This window comes from Sulfurisphaera ohwakuensis (assembly GCF_009729055.1).
Classification (GTDB): domain Archaea; phylum Thermoproteota; class Thermoprotei_A; order Sulfolobales; family Sulfolobaceae; genus Sulfurisphaera; species Sulfurisphaera ohwakuensis.
Genome location: NZ_CP045484.1, coordinates 294,664 through 313,779 on the forward strand (window position 1 = coordinate 294,664; position 19,116 = coordinate 313,779).

A 19,116-nucleotide genomic window follows, 5' to 3' on the forward strand; every position below is an offset into this window, starting at 1 on the left:
TTTTACACCTCTCCCAAGATAACTTCTATATGAGAAGTGTATCTATATTTACGTGTAGATCTTCCAAAAGCCCTTGGCATGTATCTCTTTAATATTATCCCCTTATGTGCAGCAATATGAACTATTTTTACATTCTCTAGATCTAATCCTTTAGAATTTGCGTTATTTTCAGCATTTTCTAGAACTTTAAGAACATATTTTATTGCCTTCTTGGGATATCTACCACTTTTTACTTTCCATTTAGGAGAAATATTAGATCTATGTGAAGCTCCATGAGAGTGTTTCCAAAATGGTAATGCTTCCTTTTCCTCTAATACATTATTTAAAAATTGCTTCGCATCATTAAGCTTCATTCCCCTTATAGCTTTACATACATTATAAAGATCTCTTATTGAGGCTGGAACATTTTTTATAACAGCTTTTGCTAACTTGTTTTCATCAATATCTAATTTAGGGTATATCCAACTAGCCATTTTTCATCCCTTCATAGCTAGGAATAAGCTTGACCTTGTAGCCTTAAGTCCAGGCTCTCCATGTTCTACTTTCTTCGTAGTTATCGAGAATTCACCTAGATAATGTCCTATCATCTCTGGGACTACTTGAAATTCTACGAATTCTTTTCCATTATAAACAGCGAATTTTAATCCTACCATTTCTGGTAAAATTATCATATCTCTCACATGAGTCTTTATAGTTTTACTATACTTTCCTTCTCTCACATACTTTCGGATTTTTTCTAGTAATCTTCTCTGCTTGTCTGAAAACCCTTTCTTTAATGATCTCCTTTGTCTTGAAGGTAATAATTTAATAAATTCGTCCATAGGCATATTTAATAATTCATCTAATGATTTTCCTCTATATCTAAACTTTTTCCATTCGGGTGGGATTTCTAATGACATCGTATCACCTTATCAATATATATACAAATTTAAAAATTCATGCACCTTCTTTTCTACCCGTTCTTCTTGCTGCAATATGGCCTACTTTTCTGCCTGGAGGGGCATTTCTTGACACTGTTGACGGTCTGCTTACACTCTGATGTAAACCACCACCATGTGGATGTGAAACAGCGTTCATTGCGACTCCTCTTACATGCGGCCATTTCTTAGCTTTTACTTTATATTTCCAATAATTGTTACCAGCTTTTAATAACGGTTTTTCAGTAACTCCTCCTCCAGCCACAACTCCAACTATAGCTCTTGCATTACTACTAACTTGAGCTATTTTCTCTGATGATAATTTCACTAGCACTTTATCACCTGTCTTTCCAACAACTACTCCATATGTTCCAGCAGATCTGGCAAATTTTCCCCCATCACCCCTAGTTTTTTCAATATTAGATATTATAGTTCCTTCTGGTACATTTCCTACTTCTACTATATTACCATTACTTATTGCAGCATTTTTACCAATCTGGATCTTTTGCCCTACTACTAGTCCTTGGACAGAAGGAACATAAAACTTTGTTCCATCATCTAATTTAATCAATGCCAATGGAGCATTTGTCCCAGGATTGTGTACAATATCAATTACTTTTCCTATATGTTCCCCTTCTATATTTGGTATTTTAGCCTTACCCACTCTTCTCCAGCTAGGGCTTCTGAAATTAATTCCTCCTCTTCCTGCCCTTTGTTGTAATAATTTCTTACCCATAATTTTCACCTCATAATATTCCTAGTCTATGAGCTATATCACTTGCATTAAATTCTTTTTTAAGCTTTACATATGCCTTCTTTTCTCCTCTAATCGTTATTAAGGTATTTACTTTATCTACTTTCACATTAAACATTTTCTCTATTTCTCTTTTTATATCAGCTTTTGTTGCTTCTTTATTTACAATAACTGTTAACGTATTTTGACTTTCAATAAGTTTTATTGCTTTTTCTGTAGTAAGAAATTCTTTTATTATCATAATGCTAACCTCCCCTCAAGCCTTTTACGTAATACATCAATAGAAGATTTAGTATAAATTGTTAATCTACCTGGATGCCCTCCAGGTGCAAGATGTATTACACTTAAATCACTCGCTAATATTACATCAACTCCGGGGATATTGCTTGCAGCCTTGACAAATACAGGATTATTCTCATGAATTACAAATAACGGTCCTTTAGGCTCTTTATATCTTCTTCCTCTCATCTTACCTTTACCAGATCTAATTCTAATTCTATCCTTAACCCTCTCCACATCTTCATAGACTTTTAAAGATTGTAATACCTCAATTATTTCCTTAGTTTTAGTTAGCTTTGTAATATCGTCAACTACAATTATGGGAAGAGTATCAATTGAAAATACATGACCTCTATTTTTTACAAAGTTCATATTAGCAGTAGCACTTAATGCACTTATAATTGCTAGTTTCTTTTCTTTCTTATTTACCTCTTCTACTAATTTCTTTTCAACCGTTGGTGGAAAAGCTAGTCTTCCTCCCACAGTATTTGGTGCTAAAGCTGCTTCACCAGTTGTCTTTACTCTAGGGACTCTTGCTAAACCTAAATTAATACCAAAGCTTAAAGCTGAAGTTCTTTTACCAGCCATAGGATCTCTTCCTTTTGGTTGTAGAGCCTTTGTGAATTCTGAAATGAATACCCTTCTAATTAGATCTTTCCTAACAGGATAACTAAAGAAAATAGGTAATTCTATTTCTTCTACTTTATTTCCTTTTAGATCAAAAATATGAGTTTTTTTAATTTGAAGCTCTAAATACATATATTTCACCCTTGCTGACTATATAAATTAACGTATGTTATCTTAGGTGCAGACTGAGGTATCCAACTAGGTCTTATAGGATATCTGAGGAATAATGGCCTTTTCTTTGCCCCAATTATTGAACCCTCTATAATTAGATATGTATTTCTAACAATACCATAATTCACAAACCCTCCTTTAGGATTAATTTCATTTGGATCATCAGAAATTTTTAGAATTCTCTTATTATATTCTGTTCTTCTATGGTATCCCATTTGACCTGGTTGTGGCACATAGCTGGGTGTGGAGAATGAAGGGCCTCTAGCTCCTACTTTTCTACTACCTTTTCTGTGCTTATGCCATCTAGGTAGCTCTACAACTCCATATCTTTTTACTACGCCTTGAAATCCTTTTCCCTTAGTAACACCAATAATGTCAATTAGTTGGCCTTCCTTAAACACATCTTTAACACTTAGAGGTTTGCCAAGAATATTTAAAACGTAATTTAATTGTGATTTTATATCTCCTCCTCCTACTTGTACTTCGACTATTTCTGGTTTCTTTTTACCTAATGAAGGGACCAATTTAGGCTGTGTCGCTATAAGGACTCTTAAATATAGTATATCATTTAACTTATTATTTATTTCATCTAATTTTCCTTTCATCTTTTCTTTATCTATTTTTAATCTAGTTACTTTTCTTTGTTGGATTAATTTTAAAAGATCTTCACTGATATCTCCCCAATATTCAGTTAATGTTGTAGGTTCGCCCTTAGGCCCCATTACATAGGCTCTAATAGCTAATGGAATAACTGGGGGTGTCTCTATAACACTAACTGGGACATAAATTTCTTTTCCATAATTAGGAGAAGTAGGCTTATCATCAATCATAAAAATATGACTCATGCCAACTTTGTAACCTACAAAGCCTAACAATTTAGGTTCATTAGATTGTATAGTAGGCCAGCTTCTAGGCGTAGGCAAAATTTCGCTAGCTCTCTTTCTTGGTCGTACACCTGCGGAACCTCTCCTTGGCGAAGCAAGCTTACGATGACCCATTAATTTTCCCTCGTTCTCTCATTTTTAAAAATCTCCGTATAAAAATGTATCTATCCTAAGATGAAATTAAGTATCGAAAGAGATGAAATAAGAGCTTCTTCGGCTCTGATATCTTTTACCCCCTGATTTGGTAAAAAATTGTAAACATGTATATAGTCACTCAATTGTTTTAATAATCCACCTGATGGGGGACCTATAATTAATGTTATTCCTTTTTTCTCGTACATATCTTTTATTTCACTTGAGTATTTTATTGGATCTTTTCCAGATCTGCTTGCAATTAGAAGATTTTCAAATTTTCCAAGAATATTATTTTTATTTAAAAAATAAAACTTAAACCCATTATAGTAAGGGTAAAAATTGTACTCCTTAATTCTTACGGGGTTAGAGTTTACTATTAAAATAACGTTAGATTTTGTATTAATCTTACTTTCTAACCCAAAAAAACCTTTAGAGCCGATTCTATATTCTCCTTCTATAGCTTCTTTTTCCACCATGTGAGAAGGGATATTTACAGGATTAAGTAGACCTACTTTACTAAGCGTTTTTCTTATTTTTATTTCTTTCTTTAAATATGGTGGTTTAAGTGCATAATTAATTATATCAATAATAACTCTTTTTATATATTTATTTCTTAAATCATCTATCCAAAAAAGCTTTGAAACTCTAAAAATAATTAAGGTTCTGAGTATGAAGGACATTTTTAACGTAATTTCAGTTAAGCTTTTATCTGTTGAAAAAATTGATGTAAAAAGAATCACGTTTAACTCTTTTCTTCTTGGATAAGGAAACATCAAGATTTACTTACACCAATAATATATTCTTCATCCTCTATTTCCCATGGTAATATTAGGTCTCCTTTTACTTCTCCTATAATAACTTCTTTAGCCCTAGTCTCTGATTTGATGTAATCAGTCCATTTCTTTAACATTTCTGTTCTTTCCTCTGGCGCTTTTATATACAACAGAATATAATCATTAATTTGCACATTAAGTTGCTTTCTCATAAACTGGATTCTTCTTATAATATCTCTAACTATTCCTTCTTCTTCCTCTTCTTTACTTATTTCTTTCTTTAGAACTACTACTCCCTTGTTAAACCTGGCAGATATGTAACCTTCTTCAGTTTCTTCTAGTATATTAACATGATTAACCTTGATTTGAACTGGTTCTCCTTCTATTACAACTTCATGGTAACCTTTAGCTATAATATCTGAAGCTACTTTTTCTGAGTTATTTTCTATATATTCTACTATTTTGTTAGTAAGTCTTTTGAAATCGGGTCCAATTGTACCTCTGTTTGGTGTGGCCTTAATTTTACTAAACCTTCTATAGCCTTCTATTCCTCCAATTTCTACGTCTTTAGTATTTAATAGGAACTTTATTACTTCTTTTACATTATTGGCCATTTCAACGTCTATATCCGAGACTAGAAATACATATGCGTTCTTTATTGGCCATCTTAATTTAATTCCAGCCTTGGCTCTAGCATTTAATCCAGCTTCTGCAATCTCTTTGCTTAGTTCAAATTCTTTCTCAATTTTATCATTTATGAATTCTTCTTTTACTTCTGGTAAGCTTTCCATGCTAACAGAATCCTTCTTATCTACTACAAAATCCTGGTATATTCGTTCAGTAGTAAACGGAATTACTGGGGATAAAAGTACTAGTGATCCCTTGAGAACTTCATAAAGTACATAATACATTGCTATCTTATCTGGGTCATTACTTTCGTTCCAAGCTCTTTTTCTGACTAATCTTAGATAGAACCTACTTATATCATCTATGATGAAACTTGTCATTTTATTTGCTAACTCATGGACTTTGAAATCGTTCATGCTTTCCTTTACTTCTTTTACAACTCTATTATATCTAGATAATAACCATAAATCTTCTATCCTCAGATATTGTTTTAAGTTGTCTAGGTTATACATTCTTGGATCGAAGTTGTCTAAGTTCATATATGTTGATGCGAAAACATATACATTCCATATAATGTTTAAATCTCTTTTTGTTTGATCAAGTGCTTTCCAAGAGAACTTTGCATCTTCCCATGTTGTATTTCTGAGTAACCATAATCTCAAGACATCTCTACCATATTTTTCATTTTCAGTTACTTGAGATGGCTCTACATAATTTCCAAGACTCTTATGCATTTCTCTACCTTGTTCATCTAACATAAACCCATGGACTAGAACTGCATTATATGGTGCTCTATCTAATAATATAACACCAGCCCTTAGTAGGCTAAAGAACCATCCTCGTAATTGATCGTGCCCCTCTAATACTAAATCAACGGGACCTATTTCTTTCCACTTTTTTTCCCAATCTTTACCTAGGCTAGCGAAGAAAGCGACCCCACTATCAAACCACACATCAGCCACATCTGGAACTCTATGAGCTTCTCCTCCACATTTATTACATCGGACAACTACTTTATCTATCCATGGTCTATGTAAATCCTCTGGTACTTTTGTTATTGCTACTTTTTCTAACTCATCTCTACTTCCTATAACAATTATGTTTCCACAATTCTTACATATCCATATTGGTAATGGTGTTCCCCAAAATCTCTGTCTGCTAATTACCCAATCCCTAATCTCTCTTACCATATTTCCTATTCTTGTCTTACCCCAGTCAGGTACCCATTTAACATTATCAATCTCTTTTAACAATTCCTCTTTTAGTTTAGATACTCCTATAAACCATTGCTCTATAGCCCTCAAAATTAGAGGTGTTTTACATCTCCAACATACAGGATATCTATGGACAACCTTGCCAGAATGCAGTAAGGCATTTCTCTGTTTTAAGTCATTAATAATTTCTTCAGCAGCACTTCGTACATTTTTTCCAACATATTTTCCAGCTTCTGGTAAGAATTCACCTCTATCATTAACTAACATAACTACTGGTGCTCCAATTTTTTTGCCTATTTCAAAGTCAATATCACCATGACCTGGAGCAGAATGAACAAGACCCGTTCCCTCAGTTAACGTTACTTCTTCTCCAGCATCAACGACTATATGATAATTGTCAAGCCCTTTCTGGGCTGTGACTATATCTGCCAAAGGGTGTATATATTGTAATCCAACTAATTCCACTCCTTTAAATGTCCTTACTATCTTATAGTTTTTAATTCCTGCTTCTTTCATAACATCATTTACTCTATCTTTTGCCATAATTAGTATCTCATTATTGACCTCGACTTCAGCATACTCATAATCTTTATTAATCATAACAAAGACATTTGCCGGTAAAGTCCATGGTGTTGTAGTCCAAATAACTAAATACCTATTTTCTGAGCCTTTTACTTTAAATTTCACATAAATTGATGGATCTTCAATTTCTTTATATTCTGAAACCTCATAATCAGCTAATGTTGTTTCGCATCTAGGGCACCAATGTAAAACATGTACTCCTTTATATAGTAATCCTCTTTCATATGCTTTCTTGATTAGCATCCAAGAGTTAGAAATATAGTCATTATGTAATGTCATATAGGGGTTGTTCCAGTCCATAAAAATTCCTATGTTCTTAAAGTTTGCAGTCAAAGAAGATGCGTTATTTAATGCAAATTCCTTACACTTATTAACAAAATTATCAACTCCTATTTTTTCTATTATATCCGATTTCTTTTGTATTCCAAGTTGTTTTTCTATTGCAACTTCTATAGGCAAACCATGAGTATCATAACCAGGCTGATCATAGGTCCTAAATCCTGCTAACCTTTCATATCTTAGTATACAATCCTTTATTACCTTATTCCAAACGGTTCCTATATGTGGGATTGGGCTTGAAGGATAAGGTGGCCCATCTATAAATAGGAATTTTTTCTCAAATTTACTGTTATATTCTTTTAATTTTTCATAGATTTTATTTTGTTCCCAAAACTTTAATATTTCTTTTTCTGTAGAAAGAGGATCAAACTTAGATGGCAAAGGCTTTATTGTAGGGGAGGATAATCTAGATCACCTCGATAATAGATAAAGTAGTGATTTAAAAACTTTTAGCCTAGCTTATTATAAATTTCATTTATTAAGTCATCAGTTGTCGCATTACCACCTACATCTGGGGTTAACGCTTTTCTCTCTTTGTAGACTAAGTATATAGCGTTTTCTAAAGCTCTTGAAGCTTTTATATATCTATCGTCATTAGATAGCTCATACATTCTTTCATACATCATACTTACAGAAAGTAAAAATGCAGTGGGATTACCTATATTCTTTCCAGCAATGTCAAACGCTGCACCGTGTACTGGTTCAAATAAAGCTTTTTTATCTCCTATATTCGCAGATGGTGCTATACCTAAACTACCCGCAATTTGACTAGCTTCGTCACTTAAAATGTCTCCATATACGTTCTCAGTTACAATTACATCAAACATTTGAGGATTTCTTACTAAATTAGCCGCTGCTGCGTCTACATACATTTCTGAATATTCTACTTTTCCTTTTAATACAGATCTGCATGCTTCAGCGAATAAACCATCAGTAATTCTCATTACGTTAGCCTTATGAACACAGGTTACTTTCTTTCTCCTTCTTAATGCAAAGTTTAGCCCTACTTTTGCTATTCTCTCAGAAGCAAATCTAGTTATGATTTTCATGCCAACGGCTACTCCATCAGAAACAATATGTTCAAAACCTTTGTATAAATCCTCAGTATTTTCTCTCACTATAAGTATATCAACATTACCATATTTAGTATCTATTCCCGGGATAGACTTTGCTGGTCTAATATTGGCATACATATCATAAATTTGTCTTAACTTGACAACAACATCTGCAGCGGATTCTCCTACTGGACCTTTCAAAATTATATCGGCCTTATCAATGATTTTTAAGCTATCTTTTGGCAATGCTTCACCATATCTTGCCAATGCACGATCACCAGCTTCTACTTCAATATATTCGATAGGCAAAGAATAAAGCTCATTTATTTTGGCTAATATTCTCTTAGATTTAGATACTATTTCTGGTCCTATTCCATCTCCTTGTATTAAAGCAACAGTAAAGCCCATGTGGAGGGTTTTTGAAATTAAATTTTTAACCCTTTCTGTAACATAAGTTCCTTAATTTTTTCAATAATTTTTATGTCATTTGGCATAGTTTTACGTATAATGTCAATCTCATATTTTACTATAGGTAAATATTTTTCAATGTCTTCTTTGCTATATATATCTAACCTAGAAACGTGTATTAACAGATCAATTAACATAGAATTTCCTCTGTTGAATGCATGGTAAAACTCTCCGTATTTTTTATAATCAATCAAATCATAAAAGAAATAAGTAGGATTTTCTAGTTTTTCATAATAACAATTAGCTAAAAAGACTACTCCTACGGGAATTATAGGAATATTATCTATATAGTCCTCTATTTTAAGCTCATTAAAGAATGCTTCAAAGAACACTCTTGAATCAGTTATTATATTTAGAGAACACTTTTGATATTTAATTAAATTAGAAAAAGTAAGTGTGTCCTTATAAACTTTTGATTTCAAAGTATTTCCCTCCTTAATTATACCTATTGGAGCTAAGTTTGGTTTAACTCCATTTGATCCTAAAATAACTTCATAAATTCCATCATATGGAAAAACAAAATTTATGATATTTTTTACTGAGTCCATATTATGACATTAAGAGAAAGAGTTAAAGAGTTATCAAAATACGGAGAATTAATAGCTGGTGATAAAAAGGAAAGATTGATAGTTGATAAAATAAAGGAATATTTTGAGGTTAATAAAATAACAACTTACATTAATCCTCAAAATGTATTAAAATGGGAGGAGAAGGAAATAGAGCTAGAATGTGAAGGAATAAAAATCAAGGCTATCTCTTTACCTTACTCTCCTTCAATAGATGTAGAAACTTCAGATTATCAAGTCATTAAAATTAATAATATCTTAGATGTTAATAAATATTATAGAAATAATAGTAATAAAATTTTAGTCTTTACACAAGATGATTTAATGAGAAAAATTGTTCTGAAAAACGGGACTCTTCTTTCTCACTTACCTCAAAATCCGCCCAGGTTACCAGCATTTTATATAAGGTATAAAGATGCAAATCAAATAAAAGGAAAATGTAGATTTTTCTTAAAATCATCTTTTGAGGAGTCAATAGGATATACAATTGAAGGAATAATACCAGGTAAAACTGAGGATAAGATCTATGTAACCGCTCATCATGATCATTGGTTTAAGGGGGAACATGATGATTTAATTTCAGTCTCCATATTACCAGAATTAAAAAGTGAAAAATACGAATTACACTTAATTTCTTTTACAGCAGAAGAAAGTGGATGTTTTTTCAGTAGTTTTTCGTGGGCTTGTGGTTCATATAATTTTTTGAGGTCAAATAAAATAGATGCGAAATTATCTATAAGTTTAGATAACTTAACCTTAAATTCAAAATTTTTTGTTACTCCAGGTCTTTTTAAGTATTTTAAAAATGCTGTCCAGTACCCTTCGCCTTATACTGATTCTTATAACTTTTTAAAGAGGGGAATTCCTACAATTTCGATGTCGGATATAGATTATCCATATTATCATTCAGAAGCCGATGAGATCAGTGAAACTGAGAATTATGAAGAAATCGTAAAGCTGTTAAATGTATTTCTCTCCAATGAGATTACAATAAATCCGCAAGAACTTGTTAACGTAATATTTGATACGCCATTACCCATAGAAATTAAGGAGTTAGCATTAAATTTGATAGAGCGTGGAAAGTATAATGAACTTTTAAAATTTTACGGAAGTATATTAGATTTAAGCAAGAATACAATACAGACTTATTTATTTCATAAACTTGTTGGCATCAATAAAGCATACGAAAATAGTGTAGCAATAGAAGATTTTGTGGAATTAAGAAATTACTGTGAAGATGAAATATGTAGCAAACTTTATGAGAAATTTCTGTATTATTTACAAAAAGAAATTACAAATGAATATTTAATTCAGCTAAAAAATCTCTTCTAACTGTTTTAGATTTTGAACCACAAAATCCGCATAAAGTTCTGCGAATTTGACTTTTCCTTCTCTATCAACTAATATGGAATATAAACCAGCCTTCTTGGCAGCTAAGCAATCTTTAATTGGATCATCTCCAACCATAAGACACTGGTTTACTGAGAGATTGAGTTTTTCACAAGATAATATAAATGGTTGCACATTAGGTTTAGGTTTTATGTTGTTTTCACCACTTATAGTGATTACATCAAAATATGACACTAATGGAAATCTGTTGATTCTCTGTTTTTTATTACCCCATTCTCCGTCACTATTAGTTATTATACCTAATTTGAATCCCTTTCTTTTTAAATATTCTATTGCATCCAGGCTATCTTCATAAGGTGTATTGTTTCCAGCTATACTCCAGTATATTTGAGTCCACTCGTATAAATCTTCCATCTCTGCCTTTACATTATATTTCTTTAATACTTCCTCCCACCATAGTCTTCTGTCATAAACCCCTTCTTCATCTAGTTTTTTCGCTATTTCTATAAGCGTCTTTGAGAGCTCATCACGATCTACATTTACATTAGGATAATTTTCTCTAATGTAATCCAATATATCATCTGCCACCTTAAGTAAAGCTTGATTAGAAAGGTTATCAAAAGAAACTAAAGTGTTATCAAAGTCAAAAAATATAGCCTTAACATCCTTAAATATGTTAAACTCTTCCATGCAATTTCACGCTAAGAAGTCCTCTACCTTAGGCAACTCCTTGGGCAGGCCTTTTCTCTCTCTTATTTTCATAATTACATCTAATAATAGGCTATCTGGAACTGGAGCCCATCTACTAAATTCTGTACCCCAGAACGCTCTGCCTGCACTTGCTGCTCTAAGCTCGCTTGCAAGTTCAAAAGATTCAGAAACTGGAATTTCTGCTGTAATTCTGGCTATACTACCCATCTGAGTCATATTGAGTATTTTTCCTCTTTTCCTAGTTATAACGCCAGAGACATTTCCAACGAAATCCATTGGAACTCTGATATCTAGCTTTTGTAAAGGTTCTAGTAATGTTGGTTTAGAAGTTAAGAACCCAGCAAATATAGCATTCCTAACGGCTGGATATAACTGAGCTGGTCCTCTATGAGCTGGGTCTTCATGGATAATAGCATCATGTAATACAACTTTTAATCCTCTTATTGGTTCATGAGCTAATGGTCCTTCTTTCATCGCTAATCTAAACCCTTGAAGTATGGTATCCATTACTTCTCTTAGATGCTGTACACCGCTTGTAGCATTCACAAATACATTTATGTTCTCATCTATTGCAATTATCTTCTTAGCTTCATCGTAATCCCAGTCTGCTTGTTCTTTAAGTATTCTTGCCATTTCTTTAGAATCCATATCCTCTTTTATAGTTCCATTAGCGATTAACTCAATTGTCTGTTCATTTAATGGTTCAACGCTGATGTATAGTTTATTATGTTTATTAGGAGATTTGCCTTCGAATACCTGACTCTTAGTTCTTATGCTTTCTCTATAGACTACAATTGGTGGTGAGGTTACAACATCTACACCGTAATTTTCTTTCAATAATTGTAATGAAACTTCAAGATGTAAGAATCCCATACCTGAAAGCAAATATTCGCCAGTCTCCTCATTAATCTTTACAAGTAAGTTTGGATCCTCAATACTTAGTTTTCTAAGTGCATCAATCATCTTATTAAGATCTTTTGGATTCTTTGGCTCAACAGATATTGTTACTACAGGTTCTGATACATAATGTAGAGATTCAAATGAACCTACATTCGCATCTTTATACTTTATATCTACTGCTGTCTCTCCAGATCTAGCTTGATCTAGTCCTAAAGCTGCAGCTATATTACCAGCAGGAATCTCTTCAGCTAATTCTCTTGTTGGCCCCATGTAAAGGCTTACTTGTAAAACTCTTTGTTGTCTTTTTGCGTTTACTAACCATATTTCTTCTCCAGCTCTTAATGTCCCAGAGAATACTCTACCAGTAGCAACTAAACCGGCATGTGGATCAACTTTCATATCACTTATCATAAGGACAATAGGTCCGTTAGGATCTGCGTTTATCATTGCTTTTGCTATATCGCTATCTAGATCTCCTTTCCAGATTTTAGGAATTCTATATTTTTGTGCATCTCTAGGATTTGGAACAAATTTAATTACAGTTTCTAATAATGCTTCATGTATAGGAACTCTGTTAGCTAGTTCTTCTACTTTTGATTTATCCCCACTAGAATATGCATTTACTACATCACTGAATTTAACTCCTTTTTTCTGTGCTATTGGTACGCTAAATCCCCACTTATCTTTTGCTGATCCAAATACCACATTACCTAATTCTGGTTTTATTTTCCAAGCGTCCTTATATTCGGGTTCTGCATACATTTCGATTAAGTTATTTATCTCTACTATCATATCTATTAGTTTCTTCTGTATTTCTTGTGGACTTAACTTTAGTTCTTTAACTAATCTATCTACTTTATTAATGAAAAGTATAGGTCTTACTCTTTCTTCAAGGCTTTGTCTTAGTACAGTTTCTGTCTGAGTCATTATTCCCTCTACTGCATCAACAACAACAATAGAACCATCTAATATTCTAAGGCTTCTAGTTACTCTACCGCTAAAATCAACGTGACCAGGTGTATCAATTAAATTAATTACGTAACCTTTTCCTTCTATTTCGTGATACAAGCTTATGTTTGCTGCCTTTACTGTAATACCTCTTTGTTGTTCTACGGAAAGGTAGTCTAATGCTAATGCCTCTCCAGCAACTTTTTGTGAAATTATACCGGCTGCAGCTAATAAAGTATCACTAGTTGTAGTCTTTCCGTGATCTACATGAGCAATTATTCCAATATTTCTTACTCTAGTAATATCTTTCATTAAACTAAGAACTTGCTCAACTGTCTTATATCGGGGCAAGGTTTAAATCACCACATTTAGTATTTAGTAACTTAACTTCAGAATATTAAAGTGTAATGGATATCCTACATCAATAATTGATACAATCTTTTTAATAAACAACTTTTTATCATAAGATTCAAAATAAGTAAATATGCAACAATTGAATCAACATAATGAAATATATGATGTAATTATAGTAGGAGCAGGAATTGCTGGACTAAGTGCTGCTTTATATACCTCAAGGCAAAGAATGAAAACGTTAGTTGTCTCAAAAGATTTAGGAGGACAACTCACATTAACTGATCTCATAGAGAATTATCCTGTAGTTGAGCCTTTAAGTGGACTTAGTTTAGCGCGAAAGGTAGAGTCGCAGGCAAAGAGGTTTGGAGCTAAATTCATCTATGGAGAAGAAATATACAAGATAGATAAAAAAGGCGATATTTTCGAACTTCAAGGTATTTTAGGAAGTTATAAGGCTAAGACTGTTATTTTAGCGTTCGGTAAGACACCTAGAGAACTTAATGTGCCGGGTGAGAAAGAGTTTAAAGGTAAAGGTGTATCGTATTGTGCAATTTGTGATGCTGCATTTTTTAAAGATAAGCCAGCTGCAGTTGTAGGAGAAGGAGAGCCTGGCGTAGAAGCCATAGAACTTCTTTCAAAATATGCAAGACCCGCTTATTATATTTCTATGTCTACTCAGTTGGTTGGAGGAGATGAGGGCACATTAAAGTCAATATTGAACAATGAAAATATAAAAATGTTTTTAGGATATAAAGTGATTAGAATTATTGGAAATTCTAAAGTTGAGGGAATAGTTATACAAAATCCTAAGACAAAAGAAGATAAAATTCTAAATGTAGAGGGAGTAATAATAGAAATGGGTTATGTTTTACGAACAGAGTTCTTAAAAGATTTTATAAAACTCAATGAAAAAGGAGAAATAATAGTAGATGAATTAGGAAGAACTAATGTAGAAGGAATATTCGCTGCTGGTGATGTTACAAATACCCCATACAAGCAAGCTGTTGTAGCTGCTGCAGAAGGGGTGAAAGCTGCACTTTCTGCGTACAACTACTTAAGGAGCAAGTCTGGCTTACCTCCAGTAAATGTTGATTGGAAAGCAGAAAAACAGAAAGCTGTAGTTTCATTTAGGCTCTAAGAAGTCAAGCAAAGAAGTTTTATTATTTCTTTCCTCCTTTTTATTCGCATATGTTGTATGTATAATTTTATATATTTCCTCGGCTTTCTTTCTACTCTCCAGAACTTTTTCTAGCTCGGATACACTTGCATTACAAATTCTTTCTATGCTTCCAAATTTTTCTAATAATCTCTCTGCTAATTTACTCCCAATTTGAGGAAAAGCTTCAACTACATATAGCTGCATATCCCTTAAACTCTCAAATTTTGGTTTTTCATGAAGGTTTAATATTTTTTTATTCTGAGAGGTAGAACTTTTCTCAGCTATTTTGTAAATGATTTCAGCAGATTCTTTCCTATCATTGGAGTACACTACTCGTAGATCAAACTCTAAAATAGCACTTGTTAAGGCAGAATTTATAGCCTTCCATCTAGAGGTAATTTTTCTAATTTTTTCCATATCACCTTCAATTAGTATGAAGGGTTTAGCGTAAGCTTCACTTAATCTACTTAACTGATCAAAGAATCTTTTATCAAATACAGAGTTAACCAAGTCCTCTACGCTTTTTCTTTCTATTGCTATTTCATCAGATATAACATAATCTCCTACACTCAAATTATCAAAAATTACAATAGCACCTAATTCTTTAATAATATCTGGGACTCCGCTGTTCTTTTCACGATAATCAGCATAAATTCTAAGCATCAAGTAATAAATTGAAGTTAGTATAATATAAAATACTTGTTTCAAAAAATTATGCCTTTACAGCTCCCCCACTTTGGGGATAATACTTTGCAAGTAGTTCATTTACTTTTTTCTGCAAATCTTCTAGTTGTGTTCTCAGTAAGTTTTCTTGTTTCTGATAAGTTCTAGATCTTAATTCTAAAATTTCTTTCCTATCATCTAACTCCTTTTGCACTGTTTCTTTATCTGTTTTAACTAGTAAATTTCCAACTATTTTGTAAACTGTCGTACCAGCTGGTAATTGAGAGAGCTCTTGAAGTATTTTATTTACTTCTCTTAATTCACTATCTATTACATTTTTTTCAGTAAGAAGTCTATTTAATTGATCTTGTAATTGTTGTAATTTTACTAATTGTGTTTGAAGTTCAGGGGGAATTCTCTCTGTCATCCTTATTCACCCTTTTTATTGTCTCCAATATTGTGTATATCCAGGATATATAAGAGTTCATTATAGCTCTACCCCTACTTATTGTAGGTGCTTTTATTATAATTTCCGAGTTCTCTTTATCTATTCGGATATACTTAGTGTCTATACCCTCTGGTAATACAGAATTAAATATAAGTTGCCTTTCTTCTTCAGTAGAATTAATTAATATTTTTATTTCTATCATATAGCTGAAATCTAATGATAGGTCCTAATATTTTATCATCTTTCGTGAATTTCAGTTCAAATACATAATTATTGTCTTTTATTATGTAATCTCCATTAGCATACACATCGCAATTTTCAATATATATGTAACCTAGATCAATTAACATATTTTTTATTTTCTGATCTTCAATTTTTCCTATACATCCTCTTTTGATTAATGTTCTATGTAATTTTAGTTCTGTAAGTAATGTTACACCATAAATTATAAAGTTATATTTAAGCATTTTTGATGTAAGGTCGTATACTCTAAATCTACCCGGGTTTCCCTTTATAACATCGATTATAACTAGATATTTTGAGTTTAAATAAATTGATTTAGCTATAATATCTTTAAGACTTTGTCTACCTCTATTAATCTTTATGGAATTAGGAAAAACATAAGTCAACTCATTTAAAAAAGTTCTTACTCTTAATGGAGCGTCACGACTTGAAGTAAAAACTATTTCAATACGGTGTATAAGCAAGACCTGCCCACTTAGCACCACACTTTTTACAATACCATACCCCAGAAGCTATTCTAACCACTTTTCCGGTTGTTTTACATACGGGACATTGATGATCTTGATACCGTTTTTCCATTATCTCTTTCCATTTCTTCCTGACTGAAGAGCCGTATCGTGCACCAAATCTACCAGCAATTCCTGTAACTTTTCCCATTTCTAATCACCATAATTACATATTAATTTGCTTTTTAAGCTCTTCGAATAATTTCTGTGAAGCTGATCTTGCTAAACTTTCTGCAACATCTACTTCTTGTAAGCTTAAGCTTCCAAAATTACTCTTTTGCATTCCTACTATTCTACCATCTTGTACGTAAGAGAATGAGATTTTTACATCTGCAATGCTTTCTTCATCTAAACTTGGATCTACAACAAGATACTTACCTATTTTAGCAACAGTAACAGTGACTACTGGATAAGCAATTGGAGTTACATCAGTTTTTTCCTCTTTTATTATTTTTACATTATCTCCTTCTATTTCAACTTTAGGAAGTTTAGTATTATATAGAGCCGCAACTGCTGCTAAAGTACAAGCATCTAATACATTTCCTCCATAATCAAGAACATATACATCAACCCATGCAGTCCATACTTTTTTACCTGGTATAATAACTAATTTAGATAGATCAACTGCTTTTGAATCTCTAAGGCTTCTATCCACAACTCTAGCTAATTCTATAGCATTTTCATCTGGTGGTCCTGGCTCAAATGTCTCGTAAGCTAAAGGAAGGAGTTCTACGTTAACTACTAAGTTTCCTTGGTTTGGGGTATCTGGAAACGGTTCTTCCTCCTCTAATTTTACACCGGCTAAAACCATTGTATCTCCTAGTTTTACCAAAGCTGAACCTTCGGCTTTTTTAGCATAATTGAGTGTAATAGAAATTGGTCTATAATCACTATTCTTTCTTCCATCTAATCTAATACCTCTTTCTAATGCGTTTAATATACTTTCTTTTTTAAGCAAGGAAGTTATGTTTTGATTAGAAGGCGTGATTGACATTTTTATTCCTCCTTTAATTCTGCATATTTGCTCCTAATGGCTTCTTTTTCTAAATTATATATTGTTTCAATTCCTTTTTGAGCCATCTCTAATGCTTGTCTAAACTCTTGAGGTGTCATATTTCCATTTAGTTGAAGTAACGCAACTTGCTTAAGTGACGGCATCATAGCTACTGGCATATCAGCTTCTCCCCACATATCTTCTGGCTCGTTTAAATCTAATACTAAAACTCCATCCGCTTTTCCTACTGCTACACCAGCTATTAAGTCTCTCATAGGAATTCCTGCATCAGCCAAAGCCATAGATGCAGCCATTAAAGAAACTAATCTTGTTCCTGCATCTGCTTGTAAAACTTCCATGAATACATCTATAACAGTTCTTGGAAATAATTCTACTAAGATTGTTGATTCTAATGCTTCCCTTATTACTTTAGACAGTTCTATTTCTCTTCGACTAGGAGCAGGATTTTTTCTTTCATCAGTAGAGAAAGGAGTCATATGGTATCTAACTCTTAATACGGCTCTATCTGGCAAAGCTAAATGTCTAGGATGCATTTCTTTTGGGCCATAAACTGCTGCAATAACTTTTGTATTTCCCATTTCGAATATTGCTGAGCCGTCAGCATTCTTCAAAACGCCCAATTCTATCTTTATAGGTCTCATTTCATCTGGCCTTCTACCGTCTAATCGTAGTCCATTATCAAGTATTAGCCTCGGTTTTTGTAGCTGAATCATTTTTTGTCTCACCTAATTTTTCTCTCAAAAACTTTCTTATTTTTTCCGTTAGTCCTTTTATATGAGATTCTTTTTCTATAATCTGAATAGCTTCAACTAAAGCTTCTTCAATCATCTTAGTAGCACAATTAGCTAGTATTCTTCCATTTTGAGCAACAAGAATTTCACAGCCTGTTTCGCTAGTTAATGTGTCAAGCATGCTTCTGTTTTTCCCGATTACTCTCGGGACTTTTACTGGAGGTATATCAATTACGATTCCGCTAGATACTCTTCCTAAACCTTTCCCTTTTATAGATAAAATAGGATTTATCGTTCTATCATAGGTTTCTATTTTAGCAATTACGTAATCTCCCAAATTAAGGTATCTACGCAAGTCCTCTCCGGGGCTAACTGGCCTACCTAAGAATGAAGAAGCTGGTAAGTATGCAGAATAAGGTGATTTTATATCCAGAACCCATCCATAAATTTCAACATCTTCTATTAATCCAATAACTGTATCACCAACTTTCGGGATATATCTATGTCCTTCTAATGGAACTATCTCAAATAAATTTTCCTTAACTTCTATTAAACCTGTTATGGACGAATAATATTTATTTCCTATCTTATAATAATATGGTGACCATGGTATTTGAAAGTCTCCTTCGGCAATTAAATCTCCAGGAGTGACTATGCTTCTATCCTCAAAATATATCTTACTATTAGACATTTTTAT

21 protein-coding genes and 1 pseudogene are annotated in these 19,116 nt (G+C 32.7%); 2 read left to right on the forward strand and 20 right to left on the reverse strand.

Annotated features, from left to right (window positions below; translation table 11 throughout):
• Positions 1-2: 2 nt before the first annotated feature.
• From D1869_RS01880 to D1869_RS01925, 10 genes and pseudogenes are all read right to left on the reverse strand, one after another.
• Positions 3-473, reverse strand: coding sequence for a 50S ribosomal protein L22 (locus tag D1869_RS01880; RefSeq protein WP_156013678.1), 471 nt, complete (start codon positions 471-473; stop codon positions 3-5).
• Positions 474-476: 3 nt separating this feature from the next.
• Complete coding sequence (locus tag D1869_RS01885; RefSeq protein WP_010978398.1) at positions 477-899, reverse strand: 30S ribosomal protein S19; 423 nt, start codon at positions 897-899, stop codon at positions 477-479.
• A 37-nt stretch (positions 900-936) separates the two neighbouring features.
• Positions 937-1,653 (reverse strand): 50S ribosomal protein L2, encoded by a 717-nt coding sequence (locus tag D1869_RS01890; protein ID WP_010978399.1) that lies wholly within the window; start codon positions 1,651-1,653, stop codon positions 937-939.
• Between the two features lie 10 nt (positions 1,654-1,663).
• Entirely contained in the window at positions 1,664-1,912 is a 249-nt protein-coding gene (locus D1869_RS01895; protein ID WP_010978400.1) for a 50S ribosomal protein L23, read from the reverse strand.
• Positions 1,909-2,709, reverse strand: a complete 801-nt coding sequence (gene rpl4p / locus D1869_RS01900) for a 50S ribosomal protein L4 (RefSeq protein ID WP_156013679.1) — start codon at positions 2,707-2,709, stop codon at positions 1,909-1,911. Before rpl4p ends, D1869_RS01895 begins: the two co-directional genes overlap by 4 nt.
• Before the next feature lie 5 nt (positions 2,710-2,714).
• Positions 2,715-3,746, reverse strand: a complete 1,032-nt coding sequence (locus tag D1869_RS01905) for a 50S ribosomal protein L3 (protein WP_010978402.1) — start codon at positions 3,744-3,746, stop codon at positions 2,715-2,717.
• A gap of 50 nt (positions 3,747-3,796) precedes the next feature.
• Entirely contained in the window at positions 3,797-4,540 is a 744-nt protein-coding gene (locus D1869_RS01910; RefSeq protein ID WP_156013680.1) for a putative RNA uridine N3 methyltransferase, read from the reverse strand.
• Positions 4,473-7,683, reverse strand: a pseudogene (gene ileS / locus D1869_RS01915) (isoleucine--tRNA ligase). The gene D1869_RS01910 and the pseudogene ileS overlap by 68 nt, the downstream one beginning before the upstream one ends.
• A gap of 68 nt (positions 7,684-7,751) precedes the next feature.
• Positions 7,752-8,765, reverse strand: a complete 1,014-nt coding sequence (leuB, locus tag D1869_RS01920) for a 3-isopropylmalate dehydrogenase (RefSeq protein ID WP_010978405.1) — start codon at positions 8,763-8,765, stop codon at positions 7,752-7,754.
• A 17-nt stretch (positions 8,766-8,782) separates the two neighbouring features.
• Positions 8,783-9,373, reverse strand: coding sequence for a DUF447 domain-containing protein (locus D1869_RS01925; protein ID WP_156013682.1), 591 nt, complete (start codon positions 9,371-9,373; stop codon positions 8,783-8,785).
• A gap of 3 nt (positions 9,374-9,376) precedes the next feature.
• Here D1869_RS01925 and D1869_RS01930 point away from each other — a divergent pair, with 3 nt between their 5' ends.
• The gene (locus D1869_RS01930; RefSeq protein WP_156013683.1) at positions 9,377-10,723 is read left to right on the forward strand and encodes a M28 family peptidase; all 1,347 of its coding nucleotides are present in this window, start codon (positions 9,377-9,379) and stop codon (positions 10,721-10,723) included.
• Here the strand turns inward: D1869_RS01930 and D1869_RS01935 are convergent.
• Together D1869_RS01935 and D1869_RS01940 are read right to left on the reverse strand one after the other, a co-directional pair.
• A complete protein-coding gene (locus tag D1869_RS01935; protein ID WP_156013684.1) occupies positions 10,706-11,431 on the reverse strand; it encodes an HAD family hydrolase in 726 nt (241 codons plus the stop codon). The genes D1869_RS01930 and D1869_RS01935 overlap by 18 nt on opposite strands.
• A gap of 6 nt (positions 11,432-11,437) precedes the next feature.
• Positions 11,438-13,651, reverse strand: a complete 2,214-nt coding sequence (locus D1869_RS01940; protein ID WP_156013685.1) for an elongation factor EF-2 — start codon at positions 13,649-13,651, stop codon at positions 11,438-11,440.
• A gap of 133 nt (positions 13,652-13,784) precedes the next feature.
• Here D1869_RS01940 and D1869_RS01945 point away from each other — a divergent pair, with 133 nt between their 5' ends.
• Positions 13,785-14,792 (forward strand): NAD(P)/FAD-dependent oxidoreductase, encoded by a 1,008-nt coding sequence (locus tag D1869_RS01945; protein ID WP_156013686.1) that lies wholly within the window; start codon positions 13,785-13,787, stop codon positions 14,790-14,792.
• On the opposite strand, the gene xpf is transcribed toward D1869_RS01945, so the two are convergent.
• The 8 genes from xpf to rrp4 are packed head-to-tail and all read right to left on the reverse strand — an operon-like array spanning position 14,778 to position 19,110.
• On the reverse strand, positions 14,778-15,479 hold the full coding sequence (xpf, locus tag D1869_RS01950; protein WP_156015879.1) for a 3'-flap repair endonuclease Xpf: 702 nt from the start codon (positions 15,477-15,479) through the stop codon (positions 14,778-14,780). The genes D1869_RS01945 and xpf overlap by 15 nt on opposite strands.
• A 46-nt stretch (positions 15,480-15,525) precedes the next feature.
• Positions 15,526-15,903, reverse strand: coding sequence for a prefoldin subunit beta (locus D1869_RS01955; protein ID WP_156013687.1), 378 nt, complete (start codon positions 15,901-15,903; stop codon positions 15,526-15,528).
• Positions 15,881-16,126, reverse strand: a complete 246-nt coding sequence (locus D1869_RS01960) for a KEOPS complex subunit Pcc1 (protein ID WP_156013688.1) — start codon at positions 16,124-16,126, stop codon at positions 15,881-15,883. The genes D1869_RS01955 and D1869_RS01960 overlap by 23 nt, the downstream gene beginning before the upstream one ends.
• Positions 16,101-16,631: a Brix domain-containing protein gene (locus D1869_RS01965; protein ID WP_156013689.1), complete on the reverse strand. Its 531-nt coding sequence runs from the start codon at positions 16,629-16,631 to the stop codon at positions 16,101-16,103. The genes D1869_RS01960 and D1869_RS01965 overlap by 26 nt, the downstream gene beginning before the upstream one ends.
• Positions 16,612-16,824, reverse strand: a complete 213-nt coding sequence (locus tag D1869_RS01970) for a 50S ribosomal protein L37ae (protein ID WP_010978414.1) — start codon at positions 16,822-16,824, stop codon at positions 16,612-16,614. Before D1869_RS01970 ends, D1869_RS01965 begins: the two co-directional genes overlap by 20 nt.
• Before the next feature lie 15 nt (positions 16,825-16,839).
• Positions 16,840-17,667, reverse strand: coding sequence for an exosome complex protein Rrp42 (gene rrp42 / locus D1869_RS01975; RefSeq protein WP_156013690.1), 828 nt, complete (start codon positions 17,665-17,667; stop codon positions 16,840-16,842).
• A 2-nt stretch (positions 17,668-17,669) separates the two neighbouring features.
• A complete protein-coding gene (gene rrp41 / locus D1869_RS01980; RefSeq protein WP_156013691.1) occupies positions 17,670-18,401 on the reverse strand; it encodes an exosome complex exonuclease Rrp41 in 732 nt (243 codons plus the stop codon).
• Entirely contained in the window at positions 18,367-19,110 is a 744-nt protein-coding gene (gene rrp4 / locus D1869_RS01985; protein WP_010978417.1) for an exosome complex RNA-binding protein Rrp4, read from the reverse strand. Before rrp4 ends, rrp41 begins: the two co-directional genes overlap by 35 nt.
• Positions 19,111-19,116: the final 6 nt, after the last annotated feature.

Bases quoted from the DNA above. Each gene is read 5' to 3' on its own strand.
- D1869_RS01880 (WP_156013678.1), bottom strand. From the start codon at position 473: ATGGCTAGTTGGATATACCCTAAATTAGATATTGATGAAAACAAGTTA.
- D1869_RS01885 (WP_010978398.1), bottom strand. From the start codon at position 899: ATGTCATTAGAAATCCCACCCGAATGGAAAAAGTTTAGATATAGAGGA.
- D1869_RS01890 (WP_010978399.1), bottom strand. From the start codon at position 1,653: ATGGGTAAGAAATTATTACAACAAAGGGCAGGAAGAGGAGGAATTAAT.
- D1869_RS01895 (WP_010978400.1), bottom strand. From the start codon at position 1,912: ATGATAATAAAAGAATTTCTTACTACAGAAAAAGCAATAAAACTTATT.
- rpl4p (WP_156013679.1), bottom strand. From the start codon at position 2,709: ATGTATTTAGAGCTTCAAATTAAAAAAACTCATATTTTTGATCTAAAA.
- D1869_RS01905 (WP_010978402.1), bottom strand. From the start codon at position 3,746: ATGGGTCATCGTAAGCTTGCTTCGCCAAGGAGAGGTTCCGCAGGTGTA.
- D1869_RS01910 (WP_156013680.1), bottom strand. From the start codon at position 4,540: ATGTTTCCTTATCCAAGAAGAAAAGAGTTAAACGTGATTCTTTTTACA.
- leuB (WP_010978405.1), bottom strand. From the start codon at position 8,765: ATGGGCTTTACTGTTGCTTTAATACAAGGAGATGGAATAGGACCAGAA.
- D1869_RS01925 (WP_156013682.1), bottom strand. From the start codon at position 9,373: ATGGACTCAGTAAAAAATATCATAAATTTTGTTTTTCCATATGATGGA.
- D1869_RS01930 (WP_156013683.1), top strand. From the start codon at position 9,377: ATGACATTAAGAGAAAGAGTTAAAGAGTTATCAAAATACGGAGAATTA.
- D1869_RS01935 (WP_156013684.1), bottom strand. From the start codon at position 11,431: ATGGAAGAGTTTAACATATTTAAGGATGTTAAGGCTATATTTTTTGAC.
- D1869_RS01945 (WP_156013686.1), top strand. From the start codon at position 13,785: ATGCAACAATTGAATCAACATAATGAAATATATGATGTAATTATAGTA.
- D1869_RS01955 (WP_156013687.1), bottom strand. From the start codon at position 15,903: ATGACAGAGAGAATTCCCCCTGAACTTCAAACACAATTAGTAAAATTA.
- D1869_RS01960 (WP_156013688.1), bottom strand. From the start codon at position 16,126: ATGATAGAAATAAAAATATTAATTAATTCTACTGAAGAAGAAAGGCAA.
- D1869_RS01970 (WP_010978414.1), bottom strand. From the start codon at position 16,824: ATGGGAAAAGTTACAGGAATTGCTGGTAGATTTGGTGCACGATACGGC.
- rrp42 (WP_156013690.1), bottom strand. From the start codon at position 17,667: ATGTCAATCACGCCTTCTAATCAAAACATAACTTCCTTGCTTAAAAAA.
- rrp41 (WP_156013691.1), bottom strand. From the start codon at position 18,401: ATGATTCAGCTACAAAAACCGAGGCTAATACTTGATAATGGACTACGA.
- rrp4 (WP_010978417.1), bottom strand. From the start codon at position 19,110: ATGTCTAATAGTAAGATATATTTTGAGGATAGAAGCATAGTCACTCCT.